Below are 18,901 nucleotides of genomic sequence, written 5' to 3'. Positions count from 1 at the left end.
GGACCCCAGGCCCTTCGTCTGGACCAAGGACGCGGACGAGATCCTCGACCGCCTCGCCTCATATCTTGACCGGATTCCTGGCGCAGGACACTAGCCGATCGACGCGGCGATCCGGACGAAGTCGACGTTCGGCGCGTACCCGGCCGCGTTGGTGAAGGTGATCGCGTTGGCGCCGGCCCGCAGGTCGACGTCGACCACGGTGGTCCGGTAGGTCGACCACGCCAGCGTGTTGCGGAAGTACGAGCGCTTGGCCGGGCCGCCGTTGACGCTGATGTCGGCGTACCGGTCGACGATGTTGTTGTTGTAGGCGTGGTCGCCGTCGCGTTCGGCGTTGGCGTAGCCGACGACCATGCGGTACCGGCCGGCGGTGGGCGCGGTGACGTTGTCGAACCGCAGGGTGTTCGCGGTCCCGGCGCCGATCCAGCCGACGTACCGGCCGCCCGAGGCCGCGCCGTCGGAGACCACCGCGGCCGTGCCGCCCAAAGTCGTCCCGGTCTCGGCCTCGTAGGTCGTCACCGTGCCGGTCGTCGGCGTCACGTCGAGGTAGTCGACGTTGATCGCGTCACGGTCGTCGGCGGCGTGGGCGTCCACGTCCACCCGGTTGACGCCGGCGGTCAGGAACACCTTGGTCGTGGCGGTGCTCCACGTGTTCCAGTCGGCCGTGCCCGGCAAGGCCACGTCGGTCAGGTCGGCGCCGTTGAGCCGCAACCGGATCGAGCGGGTGGCGGGCGCGCCGGCGTACGGGCCCGCGGCGTAGCGCAGGCCGAGGGCGTAGTAGCCGTCGTTCGGCGCGGTGACCGCGAACTTCGTGCTCGCCGTGGTGCTCGCGCCGTACCCCTCGGTGAAGTAGGTGCCGGAGTAGCCGGTGTTGGACCCGTAGGTGACCCGGGCGGTGCCGTCGAGGCGCGCGTACTCGGCTTCGTAGCGGGACGGGGACACCGGCGCCAGGTCTTTGTCCGGCGTGATCACCACGTGGTAGGCCGACGAGCCCTTGAGCCCGGTCACCGGGATGGTGAGCTGCCCGTTGGTGACGGTGTGGTCGCCTTCCCGCACCAGGTACGGGCCGGCCGACGGGGTGAGGCCCGAGTCGTCCACGCCCCACACGGACGCGTGCACCCGGCTGCCCAGGTAGGACGCCGAACCCAGGCCCCGCACCACGACATCGGTGTCGTACGTGCCGGAGGACGGGTTGTTGCCGCCGAACACCACCCGTGCCTGCTTCTTCGCCGCGTCCAGGGCCGCGACGCCTTGCAGGGAACCGCCCGGGGACGGCGGCGTCACGGCCACCGTGTGCCCGGTCAGCTCGCCGTACCACTTGTAGAGCCACCAGCCGCCGGTCGCCTGGTTGTTGCGGGTGACGAGGTCGTTGAGCCCGCCCGCGGTGGTCCAGTAGGCCAGGCAGCCGTCGACCTTGCTCGCCTCGAACTTCGCCACGAACTGCACCAGGTTGCCGGGCACGCCGAGGTCGCCCGAGCTGCGCCCGTACTCGTTGATGGTGATGGGCCGGGCCGCGACGCCCAGGCTCCGCTCGATGGCCCGGTAGTCGTCGAAGTGCTGCTGCCACGAGGTGAAGAAGTCGTCGCCCAGCTCGTGCCACGCCATCACGTCCGGGAGCACGCCGTTGTCCCGGGCGGAGGTGAGGAACGCGCGCAGGTCGGCCGACCGGTAGTTCGAGAAGCCCGGACCGGCGATCCGCGCGCCGGGGTCGATCGAGCGGATGCGCTGCACGACCGTCTTCCAGTCGGCGAGGAACCGGCCGCGCAGGTCGTTGGGGTACCAGATCCAGTCCGGCTCGTTGAACGGGACGTACACGAACGACGAGCGGTTCGGGTCGGCCACCACCTTGCGCACCATCACGTCCACCTTGGACAGGTAGTCGGTGAGCCCCAGGTTGTCGTACGGCCAGTTCTTGTAGACGTCCTGCATGTAGATCTGGACGTCACGGCCGCCGGCGCGCTTGAACATCGGCGCGATCCTCAGGGCGTCGCCGTTGGGGTGTTGCAGGCCGTCGGGCGCCTTCTGGGCGGTGACCTGCGGGCGCAGCGCGGCCAGCATTGTCTCGTTCGGGATGCCCTCGTCACCGAGCCCGTAGAGGAACCCGGTCGCGCCGTAGCGCAGCGCGCCGGTGTTCGCGGCCAGGTCCACCACGAGCTGCGCGGGCGCCGCGCCCGCCGCCGGGGACGTGACGCCGGCCGCGACCGCGACCACCGCCGCGCACCAGGCGAGCCTCGCCCTTGTCGATCCGATCACCGTCAGTACCTCCGAGTCGCGAGTCGTGCTGGCTGTGAGGGCGGCGGCTGCGGTGTGCGTTGGTGCTGATCACGGCCATGTGACCGGTCACATGGCAACGAGTGTGACCGGTAACACGATCGGGTGAGAAGTCCGCGTTACCTTGTTGTTATCGACATTTCCCGCTCAGCGTCCGCGCGGCGGCGCGGTCGACTCCCGGACCACCAGGGACGGCGCTTCGAGGCCGACGAAGGGCTGCGGCACGCCCGTCACCTCGGCCACGAGCGCCGCGAGGCACGCCCGACCCAGGCCCACGAAGTCCATCCGGACCGTGGTGAGCGCGGGCGTCCAGTACGCCGCGCCGGGGACGTCGTCGAACCCGACGATGCTGACGTCGCCCGGCACGTCCCGACCGGCTTCGTGCAGCGCCCGGCGGACCGCCATGGCGGTGTCGTCGTTGCCGCACAGGATCGCGGTGACGTCCGGGTCGGCCGCCAGCCGCCGCCCCGCCAGGTAGGCCGTCCGCACGTCCCACTCGACGGGCACGACCTGCGGCACCGGCGCGCCCGCCGCCCGCAGCGCGTCGCGCCACCCCGCCTGACGTGCGCTCGTGCCCGTCTCCGACGGGATGGCGACGTGGTGCACCGTGCGGTGGCCCAGGGACAGCAGGTGGGCGGTCGCGTCGGCGGCGGCCTGCCGCTCGTCCAGGTAGACCACCGCCCGCCCGGCGCCGGCCAGACCTCCGGCCTCGGTCGCGGCCACGGCGGGCACGTCCGCGGGCAGCGCCCGCAGCACCCCCGCGCCGGCGGCGTCGAAGGCGATGACGACGACGCCGCCGGCGTTGGGGTCGCTCACGTACTCGACCGCGTGCCGGACGTCGGCCGGGCGGTCCGACTCGACCACCCGCACCCCGACCGCGAGCCCCTTCAGGCGCGCGGCCTCCTCGATGCCCCGCAACGTGGCGGCGTACCCGTACAGGGTGGTGTCGGCGATGACGACCGTGACCGCGGCCGCCCGGCCCAGGCCGAGCGCCCGCGCGGCCCGGTTGGGCCGGTACCCCAGCCGCTCGATCACGTCGAGCACCTGCCGCCGGGTGTCGGGGTTGACGTTGGGCGACTCGTTGAGCACCCGGGACACGGTCTGGTGCGAGACGCCCGCCGCCGCCGCCACGTCCCGGATGCTGGGGGCGGCCTCCCGCCCGCGCTTCCGAGCGGGCACGCCGGGAGAACGTCCTGTCACCCCGTCATCGTGATCGCCCGCGACCCCGACGTCAAAACCGGCTCAGGCGGTGCTCCACTGCTGGGCGTTGTTGCCGCTGCACGTCCACTGCCTCACCTCGGCTCCCGGCGCGGTGCCGAAGTTGTAGTTGTCGAGGCACAGCCCGCTGTGCCGGTTGACCAGCGTGGAGTAGCCGCCGCCCACCGAGGTGAGCCGCCACTGCTGCACGGCCAGCCCGTTGCACGTCCACTGCTGGACCACCGAACCGGCCGCGGTGGCCCAGTCCTTGTTGTCCAGGCACAGGCCGCTGTGGCCGTTGCTGATCCGGTAGTAGCCGTCGCCGACCGGTTGCAGGTACCAGTCCTGCACCGCCAGGTCGTTGCACGTCCACTGGCGAACCTCCGCACCGGGCGTGGTGACGAAGTTGTAGTCGTCCAGGCAGAGGGCGCTGTGCCGGTTGCGCAGCTTGACGCGGGCCGGGCCGCCCGTCTCGCCGGACGGGCCCGGCAGCACGGTCGAGGTCGACACCGGGACGCCCAGGTTCGGCGTGCCGTCGGCGTTCCACGAGATCTTCTGCACGCGGGTCGTGCGGGTGGTGCCGCAGCCCTGGGTCGCGGAGGAGTTCGCGTGGTAGGCGATCCACGTCTCCGTGCCGTCGGGCGAGGTGAAGAACGAGTGGTGCCCCGGGCCGTACACGCCGTTGGCGTCGTTGCGCTGGAAGATCGGGTTGGCGAACTTCGACCAGGAGCTCTGCGCCAGCGGGTCGCCGCCGCGGTACTCCAGCATGCCCAGCTTGTAGTTCGGCCCGTTGCAGTGGCTCGCGGAGTAGGTGAGGAACGTGCGGCCGTTGCGCTGCAAGGCGAACGACCCCTCGTTGACCGCGCCGTCCTGGCGTTCCCAGGCCAGGGTGGGCGCGGAGATCCGGGAGCCGACCGCGCTGGTCTGCACCGGGCTCGCCATCGGCGCGATGTAGAGCGACTGGAGCCCGTCGGCGTGGAACGCGGAGAAAGTCATGTAGAGCGCGTTGTCGAGCTTGAGCAGGCTCGCGTCGATCGCCCACCCGTTGTTCGGCATCAGGTTGAGCACACCCCGGTAGGTGTAGGGGCCCATCGGGTCGGTCCCGGCGCTCTCGGCGACGTGCGTGCGGCGGGGCGCGCCGGACATCTCCACCGAGTAGTACAGGTACCAGCGGTTGCCCACCATCTCCAGGTGGGGCGCCCACATCTGCGTGCCGCCGGTGCGCAGCACGAGCTGCTCGGGGGCGGTCTTGAGGCCGGCGATCGTGGCCGACCGGCGCATCACCACGTCGGACGACCACGTGGTGGCGACGTAGTAGTAGTTCCCGTTGTACTGCACCAGGGTGGGGTCGGCGCTGTTGGGCGTGCCGACGGCCGGGTTGGTGAACGAGGGACCGGGCGCGGCCGAGGCCCGGTCCTGGCCGAACGGGCTCACCACCAGCCCGGTGACGACGACGGCGACGAGCGACAACGCCCGCCATGCGGTTCCTCGACGTTGAGCGAACAGCACGACCACTCCTCAGGGAAGGGGGAAGTGTGTTAACGCTAACAGCCCTGTTGGAGGTAGCTCAAGAACCGTTTTGGCCGGGCGGGTTGACGGTTCAGCTATAGCCTGTTAGCGCTAACAGCCCTGCACAACGCGCGACGACCAGCACCGATGCCGGGCCGTGCCGCCGACTGTTGGCCGGCGGCACGACCCGGGATCACCGGGAATCCCCTGCCTCGGACCTAGCCGCGGACGGGCAGGTCCACGGTGACGTCGCGCAGCAGCATCGCGCCGGGCGTGCGGCTGCCGTGCAGGAGGAACATGTCCGAGAGCGGGGTGACCGTGAGGTAGAGCGACTGGCCGGCGGGGACGGTGGCGGCGACGGCGGGCAGCTCGACGGAGCGGCGGGTGCCCAGGTTGAGGCTCTTCTCGCGGTGCGGCAGGACGTTGTTCTGGATGACCTTGGCGTCCAGGGGCGAGGTGCCGACGCTGAGGGCGAAGAACGCGCGGCTGTCCAGGCCGAGGGTGCTGACGAGGGCGTTGAGCCGGGGCGAGCCGGCGATGGTGAGGGGGCCGTCGGCGATCTTGACCGCTTGGGGCAGTCCGACGCCGGCGGTGGTCAGGATGTCGGGCAGTGCGGCGGTGGTGGTGGGCGCGACGGAGTCGGTGGTGACGCAGCGGCCGTCGGCGGTCATGAGGTGGTAGCGGCCGTGGCCGGTGACGGTGCGGGGCGCGCCTTGCAGGTTCTCGGCCAGGAACCGCAGTTCGAGCTCGTCGTAACCGCCGAAGGCGGTCGAGCACGCGTCACCCGCGACGGCGTACCCGAGGGGCAGCGTGCTGGGCAGGGCGTGGCCGCCGTTGTAGCCGATGAGCAGGCTGTTCGCGCGGGCGCGCAGGGTCAGGGCGCGGTCGAAGTTGTCGATGGCCTGGTCCAGCGGGAACAGGTTGTCGCTGATGCCCTGGTGCAGCAGCACGGGGATGTCCAGCCGGCGTCCGGCGGCGACGTGGTGGCCGGGACCGTTGTCGCGGAAGAACTCCTCCATCGTCGTGGGCCAGTCACCGGTGAGCAGGCCCTCGGCGTAACCGGCGTGCAGCGTGGAGGTGTGCGCGTCGAGGGCGGCGGCGTAGAGGGCGGTGACCCAGGTGGTGCGGACGACCTCGCGCGGGGCGAGGCTGTCGTTGAGCGAGTGCCACGTGATCTGCGGCGCGAGCGCGTCGAACCGGGTCCGGCCGGTCTTCATGACCTCGGTGAACGCCCCGGCGAACTGGTAGCCGCCGCCGTAGGAGCCGCCGACCGCGCCGAGGACGGGGTCGTTCGGGCCGTTCTGCCGGACCCAGTCCAGCGTGGCGACGTGGTCGATCACCCGGATGACGTCCTCGCCCTCGAAAGCCGGGTCCTCCACGTGCGCCTTGCCGCCGCTCTCGCCGAACCCGCGCTGGTCGATGCTGACCACGCCGAAGCCCGCGTCCAGGTACCGCCGGAACGAGCCGGGCGCGGACGTGCGGCTGCCGCCCCAGCCGTGGCTGTGCAGCAGCACGGGCACCCGGTTGTCCCGTGACGCGTCGGCGGGCTTGAACACGCTGACGCAGATGTCCACCGGTCCCGGCTCCAGCGGGTCGGTCTCCGGCACGCTCGCGAGGCACACGTTCACCGGCGCGGGGTGATCGGCGCTCGCGGCGGCGGGAGGGGTCACGGCGAAAGCCGCCACTACGAGGGCGATCACGAGGCGCATCGGGTCCTCCGGTTCGTCGGGGCGCGGGGGCGCAGTGGTTGCAACGAGCCACCGTGAAGATCGTCACGTTCGACTTAACTTGTGCACAACTTAATTGGGCACTAGCTTTGTGACATCGAACGACACGACGAACCGAGGAGAACCCCCATGACCGACCACAAGACCCCCACCGTCGTCCTGGTGCACGGCGCGTTCGCCGACGGTTCGAGCTGGGCCGAGGTGATCGAGCTGCTGCGGGCGCGGGGCGTGGAGGCGCTCGCGGTGAGCAATCCGTTGCGCGGGCTCGCCCACGACGGCGACTACGTGGCGAGCGTGGCCGGCCAGGTCGACGGCCCTGTCGTGCTCGTCGGGCACTCGTACGGCGGGCCGGTGATCACGCACGCGGCGGCCAAGGCGCCGAACGCCAAGGCGCTCGTGTACGTGGCGTCCTTCGGCGTCGACAAGGGGCAGAGCGCACTGAGCTCGGTGGAGAGCTTCCCGCCGGTGGAGCTGAACACGTCCCTGGTGCCGCAGCAGTTCCCGGACGGCGACGACACCGACACCGAGCTCACGATCCGCCGTGACGCGTTCGCGAGCGTGTTCGCCGCGGACCTGCCGGAGGACGTCACCGCCACCGCCGCGGTCAGCCAGCGCCCGATCGCGGCCCGCGCCCTGGCCGAGCCGCTGTCCGTCGAGCCCGCGTGGAAGTCCCTGCCGTCGTGGTTCGTGGTGGCGACCGCCGACAACGCCATCCACCCGGACTCGCAGCGCGCCGCCGCCGGCCGCCTGGGCTCCACCACCGTCGAGGTCGACGCCTCCCACGCCATCGCCCTCTCCCGCCCGACCGAGGTCGCCGACCAGATCCTGGCCGCCGTCGCCTCCCTTTCCTGACCCCGCGAGTCGAACCTCCAGCACGCGCGTGTCGAACGCTCAGCGCCCGTGAGTCGAACGTTCAGGACCCCTGAGTTCTACGTTCGCGTCCGCCTCGGCCGACCGGGCGGGGTCCTGAACGTTGAATTCGGGGGTCCTGAGTGGACGACTCACGGGACCTGAGCGTTCGACTCGCGGGACCTCGGGCCGAACCAGTTGGAGTCCCACACCGCCTCCACGATCTGCTCGCGGGTGAACACCGCGCCCGGCGCCTCGGCGAGGATCCGGTTGCGGCACGACGCCGAGGAGCGCCTGCGCGCGCTGGCCGGGCCCGGGCACCTGGAGCAGGTGCTGGACAACGTGCTGTCCAACGCCCTCGGTGTGTCACCGGACCACGGCACGATCACCGTGCGGAGCGGGCGGGAGGCCGGCAAGGCGGTGATCGAGGTGGCGGACCGGGGTCCCGGGCTGGCCGCGGCCGACCGGCAGCGGGCGTTCGACCGGTTCTGGCGCGGTCCGGCGTTGACGGGCCGTTCCGGCTCGGGGCTCGGGCTCGCGATCGTCAAGCAGCTGGTGGCCGACGACGGTGGCACGGCGAGCCTGCACGAGGACGAGCACGGCGGGCTGTGCGTCCGGATCGTCCTGCGCGCCGCCTGACTCAGTGCGCCTCGGGCATGGCCGACGAGTGGTGGTTGACGATCAGCCACCTGCCGTCGACCCGCTCGTAGGCGAACGTGTAGCGGGCCTCGACCGCCGTGCCGTCGGCGGCGAGCGTGAAGCGGTAGACGCCGGCGTCGATCGCGGTGTCCGGGCCGAGGACGGCCACGTGCGACTCCAGGACCTCACCGGACGGTTTCTTCGCCAGGAAGTGCTCGAAGTCGTCGACGATCTCGGCGCGGTCGGAGCGGACGTTGTCCGACAACGTCGGCAGGAGCACGGCTTCGGGCGCGTACAGGTCGGCGACGTGCTCCGGGTCGCCCGTGGCCAGTGCCCGGTTCCAGTCGGCGAACAACGCCTGCACCTGCGCGGCGGTCGGTTGCGCGGCGGCCGGTTGCCCGTCCCCCGCGGCGGTGCCGCACCCGGTCAGCACGACGGCCAGGGCCGCTGCGGCGACAGCTCCGGTACGAACACGTCCGACGTTGCTCATCGTCATCTCCTGCGGGTGGTGCGGATGTCGATCTCCACTTTCGTGTGACACGTGGAAGCGACAGCCCAGGAGAAGGACAGCGCGGAGTAAGCGTTCTGCCAAAAGGGACGGCGTGGCCGACGTGAGCCGACCACGCCGTGCCGGTCAGCCGATCTTGCCGACGCCCGCGCCCGCCATCACGGTCGCCTTCACCGTGTTCGGGTCGTCCAGCGTGTAGGCGTAGTAGTCGCGCGGCTCCTGCACGCTGCCGCTGCAGTCGGGCGGGCCCGACTCACCGGCGAGCACGTTGTTCCGCGCCACGCACCGCCCGCCCGCGCCGGCGTAGCTGTTGCTGACCGGCTCCTCGACGTCCTCGAAGTAGTTGCCCTCCACGACGCAGCCCGAGTCCGCCTGGCACGCCACGCCGACGTCGGTGTTGTAGAGGTAGTAGTTGTTGAACACGTGCACCGGCTCGCCGAACCGGACCCGCGGGTTGCGCTGCGGCGTGCGGTCGAACCAGTTGTGGTGGTAGGTCACCTTCAGCCGGCCGACGTCCTGCGCGCCGTTGCCGTCGTCGTGGCCCAGCAGCATGTTCTTGGTGTGGTTGTGGGTGTGGTTCCACGAGACGGTGACGTAGCTGGAGCCGCGCTTGATGTCGATCGCGCCGTCGTAGCCGTCGGACAGGTCGTTGTGGTCGATCCACACGTGGTGGGAGAACATCTGCACGTTGATCGCGTCGTCGGCCCAGCCGCGGAACACCAGGTTGCGCACGATGACGTTGTGCACCGCGTCGGCGGGTGGCGAGGTGACGTCGGAGACCGGCAGGCCGATGTTCAGCCCGCCGCCGGTGAAGCCCGAGGCCGAGCCGATGCCGACGATCGTCTTGTCGGACGTGACGTCGTGCATCGGGCCGGGCAGCGCGATCATGCCGCGCACGCAGATGGTCAGCGGCCCGGCCTGGGCGATGGCGGCCAGGAACTCCGCGGCCGTGTCGACCTCGATGGTCGGGCCGCCCGCACCGCCGGTCGTGCCGCTCTGGCCCCAGGCGGTGACGGAGGCGAACCCCTCGGGACGCCCGGACGTGGCGCACGAGCCGGGTTGCTGCGTGGTGGTGGTCGTGGTGGTGGTGGTGGTGGTGCTCGTCGGCCCGCCGGGTCCGGCCACGTCGGTGACCAGCACGTCGTCGAACGACGCCGAGGCGTAGTAGGTGGCCACGCCGACCCGGCCGCTGCCGAACGTCGCGTCGGTCGCCGTCACGACCTGCGTGCCGTCCACGAAGCCGCGCAGCGTGCTGCCGAACGCCTCCAGCCGCACGGTGTGCCAGGTGCCGACGGTGACGGCGGCGGCCGCGGTGGCCAGCGCGGTGTGCCCGCCCCCGACCCGCTTGCCGAGCACGGCGGTGCCCGCGTTGGTCAGGGCCAGGTAGTAGTAGTTGCCCGTGTTCTGCGCACGCGCCGTCACGGCGACGTGCCGGTTCGAGCCGTTGAACCCGGTCGGCTTGACCCGGGCCTGCACCGACTGGCCGCCCCAGGCCGTGCCCGCCAGCGCCCTGGCGTCCGAGCTGGTGCCCGACTGGCGCCACGCCCGCGACCCGTCGGCGACCACCGACCAGCTGCCGCCGCTGGAGCTCCACCCGGTCGAGTCGCCGTCCTCGAAGTCGTCGCCGAACAGCGTCGCGGCCGATGCCGGGGGCACCAGCAACACCGCCACCGCGACCACGAAAGCGCTCGCCACCGCGGCGAGCGACGCTAATCTGCCGTGCTTGCTCACAAGAGCCTCCTGCTGCTGGACCGGACGTTCTGCGCCCGATTTCCGCCGACCCCGACGTTCATGGTGGTGAATGCGTTCACGCTGGTGAACGCGCGTGCGAACGCGTTGGGGCGACGGCTGCCGACAAACGGAGGCGGCGGTTGGCGGCACGCTCTCGAAAGGGTTCGAAATCCTTGTCACGAAGGTAGAGCAGGTGTTTCCGAATCGTCAACGAGCACCCGTCCAGGGCTTTCGGGATGACCGATGGACGCTGGATCGACGTCGCCGACCGAGTGCACGCCCGGCGGTACGGCGAGCTCGACCTCACCGTCGGGCTGGTCGTGGGCGCCACCGCCTGCCTGGTCGTCGCCGGGTTCGTGGCACGGCACCGCGACGGCCTCGCGCGCCTGGTCGAGCTGGGTGACGCGGTGCGGGCGAGGCGTTCGAGGGGGCGCCGTACCCGCCGGACGTGACGCGGGCGTTCCTGGTCTCGGTCTAGCCGAGCGCGGGCCCGTCGACCGGGATCGTGTCCAGGACGGCGTCGGCGAGCGAGCGGGCCGGGGCGTCGTAGGCCGCGGCGAGGGTGTGGAAGACGTGCTGGGCGCGGATGGCGGGCCAGTCGTCGGGCAGGTGCTCGGCGGGCAGGCGCGGGTCCTGGCGGACGAGGTGCAGCCACTCGGTGTGCAGCAGCAGTTGCCTGGCCAGGTCGTCCGGCGCGTCGGACCGCGGGTGGTCGTGGTCCCAGCGGCGCAGGAACGACCGGTAGCGCTCGGCGACGGCGGGCACGTCGAACGCGGTGTGGGCGATCTGCTCGGCCTCGGTCGGCTTGGCCGTGTGCGCGGTGAACACCTTCAGGTAGTCGCTCAGGTCCAGGTCCTCGACCAGGGCCGGCACGTCCACCACGCCGGGCGCGACCCACAGGCCGTTCTGGAGCGGGCCGAACCCGCCCCACACCAGGCGTGAGCGCAGGTCGTGGCGCTGGCTGCGCCACGACTCCGGTAGGGAGAACCCCACCATCGTCCAGGTGCCGTCCCAGTCGTCGTTGAGCGCGCCGCTGCGCCAGACCCGGTGCTCGCCGTCCTCCAGCACGGCCGCCGACCGCGCGGTGAGGCCGAAGTACATCCGCCTGCCGCTGCGGTGCCGCGCCAGCAGGTCCCGCTTGACCATGCGGGTCAACGTCGAGCGCACCGCCTCCTCGGACACGCCGACCCTGGCGAACACGTCGATGACGCTGCCGGAGAACACCGCGACGCCCCGGTTGAGCACGTGGATGCCGAGGAAGCTGAGCATCAGCGACTGCGGCCGGACCGGTGTCTCCTGCTCACGGGCCTGCGGGTCGTCGTGCGGGATCACCGGCCGAGCGTAACCCCGGCTCGACGGCCTTGTGCGACCCGGCCGATCCGCTACGCTCAACGTGAAACGCCTTCATCTTCAGTCGAGTGAAGGGCGGTCGCGGTGAAGCGGATCGCGCTCCTGCTGGTGCTGGTGCTGACCCTGTCGACCGCGTCGGCGCTCGCCGTGCCGAGCGCGCTGTGGTTCGACGGCTCCCCGATCACCGTCGCCGACGGCGCGTTCCGCGACCAGCACGGCCGCGAGGTGGTGCTGCGCGGGTTCAACGTCTCCGGCACGGCCAAGCTCGCCGAGCACCGGGGCCTGCCCTTCGCGAGCACGGCCGACGCGCGGTCGTCCGCGGCGGCGATGCGGCGGCTGACCGGGGCGAACGCGGTGCGCTTCCTCGTCACGTGGGCGTGGGTCGAGCCGGAGCCCCGGCGCATCGACCACGGCTACCTGGACCGGGTGGGCGAGCAGGTCACCGCCTTCACCGACCAGGGCATCCGGGTCTACGTCGACTTCCACCAGGACCTGTACTCGCGGTACCTGTTCAACCGGGACAGCTGGTACACCGGCGACGGCGCGCCGGAGTGGGTCGTGCGCGCGGGCGGCTACCCGAAGGAGTCGTGCGGGCTCTGCGTGCACTGGGGCCAGAACATGAAGAACAACACCGCCGTCACCGCCGCGGTGCACGACTTCTGGCACAACCGCGAGCTCACCACCTCCGCCGGGCCGATCCGCGTCCGCGACGAGTTCCTGTGGCAGGCCGGCGAGGCCATGCGGCACCTGAAGTCGTCGCTGTCGGCGGAGGCGTTCCGGCTCGTGCTCGGCGTGAACCCGCTCAACGAGCCGTACGCGGGCAGGTACGACGCCGGCCAGGACGGCGTCGCCTGGGAGCGCGACCTGCTCGTGCCGTTCTACCGGCAGTTCCGCCGGCAGATGGACGAGGCGGGCTGGGCCGACAGACCCGCGTTCGTGGAGCCGCTGGTGTTCTGGAACCAGAACGTGGAGTTCTTCGCCGAGCCGGGCGGGTTCCCGGCGGTGCCCGCGCTCGGCGAGCGCTACGTGTTCAACTCGCACTTCTACGACGGCAAGGCGCAGTCGGGGCTGCTCAAGCCCGGCAAGGCCGGGGACGGCGAGTACGCGGCGGACTTCGCCCGCATCCGGGACCGCGCGGACGCGCTCGGCACGGCCGCGATCGTGTCGGAGTTCGGGCACCCGGTCGCGGGCTTCACCTCGGACAAGAACCCGAGCGTGCTCAAGGCGATGTACCAGGCGCTGGACTCGCGGCTGCCCGGCGCGCGGTGGTGGGCTGGCGCGGCGGCGTCCGGGCCGGTGCTGTCGGGCAGCCAGTGGCACTGGGACGTCAACTACGGGCGGCACCACGAGCTGATGAACGACAACCCGGACAAGGTCCGCACCGAGGGTGACGCGATGAACGACGAGCACTTCTCCGCCGTGCGCGTCGACGACGGCGGCAACCCCGTGCTGACGGTGGAGAGCCGGGTGGTCGACCGGCTGTTCCCGCGTGCCGTGGCGGGCCGCACGGCGGCGTTCACCTACGAGGACCGGGCCCGCGACGGCGGCGCGGTGCTGTCGTGGAACCGGGTCCCCGACACGATGCCCGCGGTGCGCGCGCTGGTCGGCACGGGCCAGTTCGGGGTGCTCGTGTGGCGCGGCAACGGGGTGGCCGCGCCGACGGAACTCCACCTGCCGTCGTCGTTCCCGCCCGCGTCGACCACGGTGGTGAGCGATCTCGGCGCCACGACGGGACTTCCGGCCTACACCGGCGCCGAGCCGGTGGCCGTCGCGCCGGAGCCGGGCGTGTCCGGTGTGCACCGGCTGCTGCTGTCCACAAGGGACTCGGGCGTGCACTTCGCCCTGGTGGCCAACGGCGCGGCGGCCGGGTCGGTGGCCGCCGCCCGCGCCGAGCTGACCGCGTGGGTCAGCGCCGCGTTCGGCTGACCGTCACCGCCGCAGCACGTCCCGGACCAGGTCGCGGGCCCGGTCGAACAGCGCGATCGGCGGGCCGAGCAGCATGGCCGCGCCGGGCGACTCGATGCCGGGGTGCGGACGGGTGGGCGCGACGGCCTCCGCGGCGCGCACGGCCTTCGCCATCGCCCGGAGCCGGTCGGCGTCGTAGTGCTCGCGCAGCCGGGGGAACTCGTCGCGCTCCTCGTGCTCGGCGTGGGCCAGCACGTCGTCGCGCAACTGCGCCAGCAGCGTGTCGAACCCCTCCGCCTCCACACCGATCTTGTCCATCGTCACCAGGAGTTCCTTGGCCCGGCGCTCCTCGGCGACCCGCGCGTCCACGATCGCGTCACCGCCCTCGCCGCGCCGCGCGGCCGGGTGCACGATCTCCTCCTCCGCGGTCTCGTGCACCGCGAGCAACCGCACCAACCGGTGGAACGCGTCCACCCGCTCGCTGCCCTTGGCGGTCTCGACCTCGGTGAACAGCGCGCGGAGTTCGCCGTGCTGGCGGACAAGCAGCTCGACCACGTCTTCTCGTTCGCTCATGGCACCGGTTTACCCGCGCGCCGAACCGCGAAACGAGCGCTCGCCGGAACTGTTTTCGTCGGCCGTGGTCATTCGACGAAAACACGACCGTTTCACCGGCCGGGCGCCGCCGGTGCCGGGAATTCACCCTGGAAAGTCGAGTGGTGAGCGCTCGGGCACGAAATCCGGTGTCCGCGCCCTCGCCGCACGACTTCGACCCGAACAGCGTCATCGAGCGGTGGGAACGGCTCGCCCGCCCCGAGGGGTCGGGCCGGGTCGTCCGCATCACTGCCGCGCAAGGGTTTCGCGAGGGGTTGCGCTGTCCGGCCGACACCGCCGCGGGCGACGTGGGGCTACCGTTTGATCGATCCAGCAGGACATCCTCGCAACGGAGCGATCATGCCCGAGTTACGCGCGTCGCTGGCCGCCCTGGCGCTCGCGACCGCCCTGCCGTTGGTCGCCGCGCCGGCCGCGGTCGCCGAGCCCTCGATGGTCGTCGTGGAGCTGGGCCGCCTGGCCGGTCAGCCCGACCACTACGTCACCGGCGTCAACGACCTCGGCCAGGTGGTCGGCAGCGCCCAGGGCAGCGGGTTGCCGGCCCGCGCCGTCCTGTGGTCGCCGAGCGGCGGCGCGACCGACCTCGGTCCGGGTCTGGCGGTGGGGATCAACCAGCGCGGCCAGGTGCTCGGCTTGGAGACCCGCGCGGCCACCGCGCCGTACCAGCACAAGCCGTGGATCTGGTCCGGCGGCGTGCGGACCACCGTCATGGCGGCCTACGCCGCGTGGGCGCACGCGCCGGCGATCAACGACAACGGCGCGGTACCGGTGAACTACTCGACGTCCCTGATGCGCACGCAGCACAACCGCGCGGCCGTCTGGCAAGCGGGCCGGCACACCGAGCTGTCGCTGTCCGGGCCCGACCTGTGGGTGTACGCGATCAACGACGCGGGCGCGGTGGCCGGCATGTACGCGAACTCGGCCACCCAGGACTTCGCCGCCGTGCGGTGCGTCGACGGCACGTGCACGCGGCTGGGCGGCTCGTCGGGCTACGGCCCGTACGTCCCGGAGGCGATCAACGGGTCCGGCGTGGTCGTGGGCAACCGCGCCACGGTCGCGGTGCGCTGGGAGGGCGTCGAGGCGACCGTGCTGTCCGAGAACGGCCGGGTCGCGCACGGCGAGCAGGCGCTGAACGAACGCGGCGACGCGGTCGGGTGGACCGCGGCTGAGGACGGCTCGCGCCGCGCGGTGCTGTGGCCCGCGGGCGGCAAGCCGGTCGACCTGGGCGCGCCCGCGCCGTCCGAGGCGGTGGCGATCAACGAGCGCGGCGACGTCGTCGGGTGGACCGCGGCCAACGACCTGGGCTCACCCCGCGCGTTCCTGTGGCGCGCCGGCCGGCTGACCTACCTCGACCCGCCGACGGGCCACTCCAGCTCACCGGTCGCGATCAACAACCACGGGGTCGTCGTCGGCCACACCACCGGCACCGACAGCACCAACCGACCCGTGATCTGGACGCCCGCGCCCACCGATCACGACGAGTGGGCGTTGCGGTAGAGGCGGACCGCGTTGCGCATCGCCATGGTCACGGTCATCGAGCCCACCCGCGGCACGAAGACCGAGGCGCGGTCCAGCACGTCGTCGGCGAAGTTCTTCATCGTGGAGAAGTTCAGGCACACCGCGCCCGGCTTGATCTCCGCCGCCCGCACCAGCGGGAAGTCGCGGGACGGCACGCCGGTGACCACGACGTCCGCCTCGGCCAGCGCGGTCGCGCGGTCGACGTCCACCGCGTCCACGTGGTGGCCCTGGATGCCGGGCGCGTGCCGGTACACCAGGGAACCCGAGACGTCGAACGACGTGACCTCGGCGCCGTCGTTGGCGAGCATGGCGGCCAGCGGCCGGCCGACGATCTCGCTGCGGTTGAAGACGCACGCCTTCACCGACGCCAGCGGCGTGTCGCCGGCACCGCGGAACGCGCCCGCCGCGCCCAGCAGCTTCATCACGGCCAGCGGCGTGCACGGCAGCACCGCGCGGCGCACGCCCTCGTCGTCGATGAACCGCCGGTTCTCGTAGAGGCACCGGCTCCAGAACGAGTGCAGGCCCTCGACGTCCTTGCGCGGGTCGACCAGCTCGCGCAGCCAGCGGTCCCGCTCGGGGTCGCGGACCGGGTAGTAGACGAACACGCCGTGCACGCGGTCGTCCGCGCCGGTGTCGCGGACGGCCGTCTCGACGTCGTCGGCGCGGGGCGTGCGCAGGTCGAAGTCGATGCCGACCTCGGCGCACGCCCGCCGGGTGTACTCCGCGTACGTCCGCGCGGGCCGGTCGCCGTCGACCAGGAAGCCGACCACGGTGAGGCGTTCCGGGATCGTCGCCAGGTCGGCGCGGATCTCGGCGCGGATGGACTCGGCGAGGTCGGCCGGGTCGATCGTGCGGGCGGTCATCGGGGTTCCTCCGGGTTGGTCGCGATCTGGGTGCTCGCGATCGGGGTGCTCGCGATCGGGGTGCTGTCGATGCGGGCGTGCGCGGCCACGGCGGCGCGGCGCACGGCGTCCAGTCGCGCGGTGAGCGCCGCCGCGTCGTCGCCGAGCTGCGCCACGTTGGCCGCCGCGCCGCGCAGCGTGGCCAGCACCGAGCCGAGCAGCAGGTCGGCGCCCGCCCGGACGTCGCTGACCACCGTGCCGGCGACCGCGGGCAGCACGGAGGACGCCCACTCCAGGGCCTCCACCGCGTCGCTCGCCGCGCTCAGGGGGCCTTCCGTGGCCGCCACCGACGCCGCCCTCACCGCCGCCTGGCGTCGAACGCGTTCCTCGTCGGTGGACCGCGGCAGCCGCCGTGCCCGCAGGTAGTCCTCGAACAGCTCGACGTCGCGGTCCGCGGCTCCGCCGAGGCGGTCGAGCAAGGCCCTGCCCGCCGCGACGGCGTCGCCGACCGACGGGTCGCGCCGGGCGGTGATCTCCAGGGCCATGAGCACCAGCGCGCAGCCGAACGCCGCCGTCACCGCCGCCACGGACCCGCCCCCGGGCGTGGGGCTCGCGCTCGCCGTCCTGGCGCGCAGGTCGGCCGCGGTCGCGTCCCACAGGCTCTCCGTCACGCGAAGATCTTCGCTCGCCGGGGCCCCGGCTGCCACCGCGCGTGGTCCCGCCCGCCGCGGTGGGCGGGCGGGACCCGGTCGGGCACGCGCCGGTCAGCAGGCGGGCGCGCCGACCGCGCCGTGACCGGCCCAGTCGTACCAGCCGTTCGTGCCGGTCCAGGTCTTGCGGATGAGGTCGGCGTTGCTGTTGCGGGTGAACACGTCGATCCGCTGCCCGCTCATCGCCACCGCCGCGGGGCTGGTGAAGACGTGGCCGCCGAAGTCGCTGGCCGGGTACGTCGTCCAGTCCGCGCCGTTGGGGCTGTAGCGGTGGATGAAGCTGTCGTCGTGGTCGCGCAGGAAGATGTCGACGCTGTCGCCGCCCCGGGTCGACGCCGCCGGGCGGCCGGTGAAGTTGCCACCCCGGTCGGCCCAGCTGTACCAGCCGGCGTCACGCGTCCACATCAACGACAGCAGGCTGCCGTCGGCGGCGCGGGCGAAGACGTTCATCCGCGAGCCGTCCGCGTTGGCGACCGCCGCCGGCGCGCTCGTCGCCGTGACCGTGGCCGCGTTCAGCCCGATGTTCGACCAGTTCGTGGTCCAGCCCTGCACGGTGTCGTAGTGCCGGTAGACGATCTTGTTCTCGCCGTTCTTGGCGAACACGTCGATCCCCGTCGCGTGCCGACTCGTCACCGCGGGCGAGGAGGTGACCACGTACTCCCCCATGTCCGCCCACTGGTACCACCCGTACGCGGACGTCCAGGTGATCTTCTTCAACCGGTTGTCGATGCCCTGCGCGAACACGTCGATCCGGTCGGAGGTGTAGATCGCGGCCGGGTCGCCCTTGATCTTCGCGTTGTACGGCAACGTCGCCCAGCAGCCCCACACGCCCGCGGACATGTTGCGGTGCTTGAGGTGACCGTCCGACGTCGTGGCGAACACGTCCAGCCCGCCGTTGACCCGCGAGATGGTCGACAGGCCGGGCAACGTGGTCGAGGTGCCCGGCGCCGCGTTCCACAGCGCGTTGACGATCAGCTGCGCGTCGGCGGCCTGCACGCCGTACCGGTACCGGTACTCCGGGGCCGGCCGCTGCACGTCCGCCGCGACCTCGCCGATCGGTTCGGCCGCCCACGAGCCGTTCGGGTAGAACTGCTGCATCACGTCCAGGAAGCTGTTCGTCGCGGTCGGCGGGTGCAGGCGCTGCGCGGCCGAGCCCCAGCCGTCCCGCTGCTGGTAGAGGCCGAGGCTGTCGCGGTCGCCGTAGTTGACGTTGCGCAGGTGCGATTCGACGATCACGGTCGCGATGGCGATCACGGCGGCCCGGGACGCCAGGCCGCGCGCCTTGACCGCCTGCACGACGACCCGCGCGCAGGACGTCTCGTAGGCGTCCATGTTGCCCTTCATGTCCGAGTCGAGCTGCGCGTTGAGCTGCTGCCCGATCGTGACGTCCTGCGAGGTCGTGCCGCCGGGGTCGCAGGCCCGGATGTCGTCGGCGACCGCTTCGGGGGCGGACGCGCCGAGCACGGTCAGCCCGGCGCTCAGGGCCGTGGCGGCGAGGAGGGCGGACAGGGTGCGGTTCAGTGCGGATCTCACGGAGGT

At 72.1% G+C, this 18,901-nt stretch carries 15 protein-coding genes and 1 pseudogene; 5 read left to right on the top strand and 11 right to left on the bottom strand.

The window, feature by feature from the left end; genetic code table 11:
- Nucleotides 1-90: 90 nt before the first annotated feature.
- The 4 genes from ACIQMJ_RS36845 to ACIQMJ_RS36830 form a co-directional block, all read right to left on the bottom strand.
- Nucleotides 91-2,250, bottom strand: a complete 2,160-nt coding sequence (locus ACIQMJ_RS36845; RefSeq protein ID WP_499765644.1) for a carbohydrate-binding protein — start codon at nt 2,248-2,250, stop codon at nt 91-93.
- A gap of 165 nt (nt 2,251-2,415) precedes the next feature.
- The gene (locus ACIQMJ_RS36840; protein WP_499765643.1) at nt 2,416-3,468 is read right to left on the bottom strand and encodes a LacI family DNA-binding transcriptional regulator; all 1,053 of its coding nucleotides are present in this window, start codon (nt 3,466-3,468) and stop codon (nt 2,416-2,418) included.
- A 42-nt stretch (nt 3,469-3,510) separates the two neighbouring features.
- Entirely contained in the window at nt 3,511-4,974 is a 1,464-nt protein-coding gene (locus ACIQMJ_RS36835; RefSeq protein ID WP_499765642.1) for a family 43 glycosylhydrolase, read from the bottom strand.
- A gap of 218 nt (nt 4,975-5,192) precedes the next feature.
- A complete protein-coding gene (locus ACIQMJ_RS36830) occupies nt 5,193-6,683 on the bottom strand; it encodes an alpha/beta fold hydrolase (RefSeq protein WP_499765641.1) in 1,491 nt (496 codons plus the stop codon).
- Nucleotides 6,684-6,830: 147 nt separating this feature from the next.
- Here ACIQMJ_RS36830 and ACIQMJ_RS36825 point away from each other — a divergent pair, with 147 nt between their 5' ends.
- Nucleotides 6,831-7,553, top strand: coding sequence for an alpha/beta hydrolase (locus tag ACIQMJ_RS36825; RefSeq protein ID WP_499765640.1), 723 nt, complete (start codon nt 6,831-6,833; stop codon nt 7,551-7,553).
- 231 nt (nt 7,554-7,784) lie between these two features.
- Nucleotides 7,785-8,189 carry a sensor histidine kinase gene (locus tag ACIQMJ_RS36820; RefSeq protein ID WP_499765639.1) on the top strand — a complete coding sequence of 135 codons (405 nt, stop codon included), beginning with the start codon at nt 7,785-7,787 and terminating at the stop codon, nt 8,187-8,189.
- A 1-nt stretch (nt 8,190) separates the two neighbouring features.
- Here ACIQMJ_RS36820 and ACIQMJ_RS36815 read toward each other — a convergent pair whose 3' ends face one another.
- Both ACIQMJ_RS36815 and ACIQMJ_RS36810 read right to left on the bottom strand, forming a co-directional pair.
- Complete coding sequence (locus tag ACIQMJ_RS36815; protein WP_499765638.1) at nt 8,191-8,679, bottom strand: SgcJ/EcaC family oxidoreductase; 489 nt, start codon at nt 8,677-8,679, stop codon at nt 8,191-8,193.
- 144 nt (nt 8,680-8,823) lie between these two features.
- The gene (locus ACIQMJ_RS36810) at nt 8,824-10,428 is read right to left on the bottom strand and encodes a pectate lyase family protein (protein WP_499765637.1); all 1,605 of its coding nucleotides are present in this window, start codon (nt 10,426-10,428) and stop codon (nt 8,824-8,826) included.
- Between the two features lie 236 nt (nt 10,429-10,664).
- On the opposite strand from ACIQMJ_RS36810, the pseudogene ACIQMJ_RS36805 reads away from it, so the two are divergent.
- Nucleotides 10,665-10,775: pseudogene (locus ACIQMJ_RS36805) on the top strand (MBL fold metallo-hydrolase); the annotation flags it as partial.
- A gap of 127 nt (nt 10,776-10,902) precedes the next feature.
- Here the strand turns inward: ACIQMJ_RS36805 and ACIQMJ_RS36800 are convergent.
- The gene (locus tag ACIQMJ_RS36800) at nt 10,903-11,760 is read right to left on the bottom strand and encodes a PaaX family transcriptional regulator (RefSeq protein WP_499765636.1); all 858 of its coding nucleotides are present in this window, start codon (nt 11,758-11,760) and stop codon (nt 10,903-10,905) included.
- Between the two features lie 102 nt (nt 11,761-11,862).
- Between ACIQMJ_RS36800 and ACIQMJ_RS36795 the strand changes: the two genes are divergently transcribed.
- A complete protein-coding gene (locus ACIQMJ_RS36795) occupies nt 11,863-13,704 on the top strand; it encodes a cellulase family glycosylhydrolase (RefSeq protein WP_499765635.1) in 1,842 nt (613 codons plus the stop codon).
- A gap of 3 nt (nt 13,705-13,707) precedes the next feature.
- Here ACIQMJ_RS36795 and ACIQMJ_RS36790 read toward each other — a convergent pair whose 3' ends face one another.
- Complete coding sequence (locus tag ACIQMJ_RS36790; RefSeq protein WP_499765634.1) at nt 13,708-14,256, bottom strand: hemerythrin domain-containing protein; 549 nt, start codon at nt 14,254-14,256, stop codon at nt 13,708-13,710.
- A 378-nt stretch (nt 14,257-14,634) separates the two neighbouring features.
- Here ACIQMJ_RS36790 and ACIQMJ_RS36785 point away from each other — a divergent pair, with 378 nt between their 5' ends.
- Nucleotides 14,635-15,789: a hypothetical protein gene (locus ACIQMJ_RS36785; protein WP_499765633.1), complete on the top strand. Its 1,155-nt coding sequence runs from the start codon at nt 14,635-14,637 to the stop codon at nt 15,787-15,789.
- Here ACIQMJ_RS36785 and ACIQMJ_RS36780 read toward each other — a convergent pair.
- The 3 genes from ACIQMJ_RS36780 to ACIQMJ_RS36770 all read right to left on the bottom strand — a co-directional run bounded on the left by ACIQMJ_RS36780 (nt 15,765) and on the right by ACIQMJ_RS36770 (nt 18,895).
- Entirely contained in the window at nt 15,765-16,673 is a 909-nt protein-coding gene (locus ACIQMJ_RS36780; protein ID WP_499765632.1) for a bifunctional methylenetetrahydrofolate dehydrogenase/methenyltetrahydrofolate cyclohydrolase, read from the bottom strand. The two genes, ACIQMJ_RS36785 and ACIQMJ_RS36780, sit on opposite strands and share 25 nt — an antisense overlap.
- Nucleotides 16,670-17,323, bottom strand: coding sequence for a cyclodeaminase/cyclohydrolase family protein (locus ACIQMJ_RS36775; RefSeq protein ID WP_499765631.1), 654 nt, complete (start codon nt 17,321-17,323; stop codon nt 16,670-16,672). Before ACIQMJ_RS36775 ends, ACIQMJ_RS36780 begins: the two co-directional genes overlap by 4 nt.
- A 93-nt stretch (nt 17,324-17,416) precedes the next feature.
- Nucleotides 17,417-18,895 carry a DUF8189 domain-containing protein gene (locus tag ACIQMJ_RS36770; protein WP_499765630.1) on the bottom strand — a complete coding sequence of 493 codons (1,479 nt, stop codon included), beginning with the start codon at nt 18,893-18,895 and terminating at the stop codon, nt 17,417-17,419.
- Between the last annotated feature and the right edge of the window lie 6 nt (nt 18,896-18,901).

Origin of the sequence: Actinosynnema sp. NPDC091369, assembly GCF_044757065.1 — a bacterium.
GTDB lineage: Bacteria > Actinomycetota > Actinomycetes > Mycobacteriales > Pseudonocardiaceae > Actinosynnema.
This window is presented reverse-complemented; position numbering and strand designations above follow the sequence as displayed.

What these genes read in the sequence shown, in the direction of transcription:
- ACIQMJ_RS36830 (WP_499765641.1), bottom strand. Translation starts at nt 6,683, where the DNA reads ATGCGCCTCGTGATCGCCCTCGTAGTGGCGGCTTTCGCCGTGACCCCT.
- ACIQMJ_RS36825 (WP_499765640.1), top strand. Translation starts at nt 6,831, where the DNA reads ATGACCGACCACAAGACCCCCACCGTCGTCCTGGTGCACGGCGCGTTC.
- ACIQMJ_RS36815 (WP_499765638.1), bottom strand. Translation starts at nt 8,679, where the DNA reads ATGAGCAACGTCGGACGTGTTCGTACCGGAGCTGTCGCCGCAGCGGCC.
- ACIQMJ_RS36790 (WP_499765634.1), bottom strand. Translation starts at nt 14,256, where the DNA reads ATGAGCGAACGAGAAGACGTGGTCGAGCTGCTTGTCCGCCAGCACGGC.
- ACIQMJ_RS36785 (WP_499765633.1), top strand. Translation starts at nt 14,635, where the DNA reads ATGCCCGAGTTACGCGCGTCGCTGGCCGCCCTGGCGCTCGCGACCGCC.
- ACIQMJ_RS36780 (WP_499765632.1), bottom strand. Translation starts at nt 16,673, where the DNA reads ATGACCGCCCGCACGATCGACCCGGCCGACCTCGCCGAGTCCATCCGC.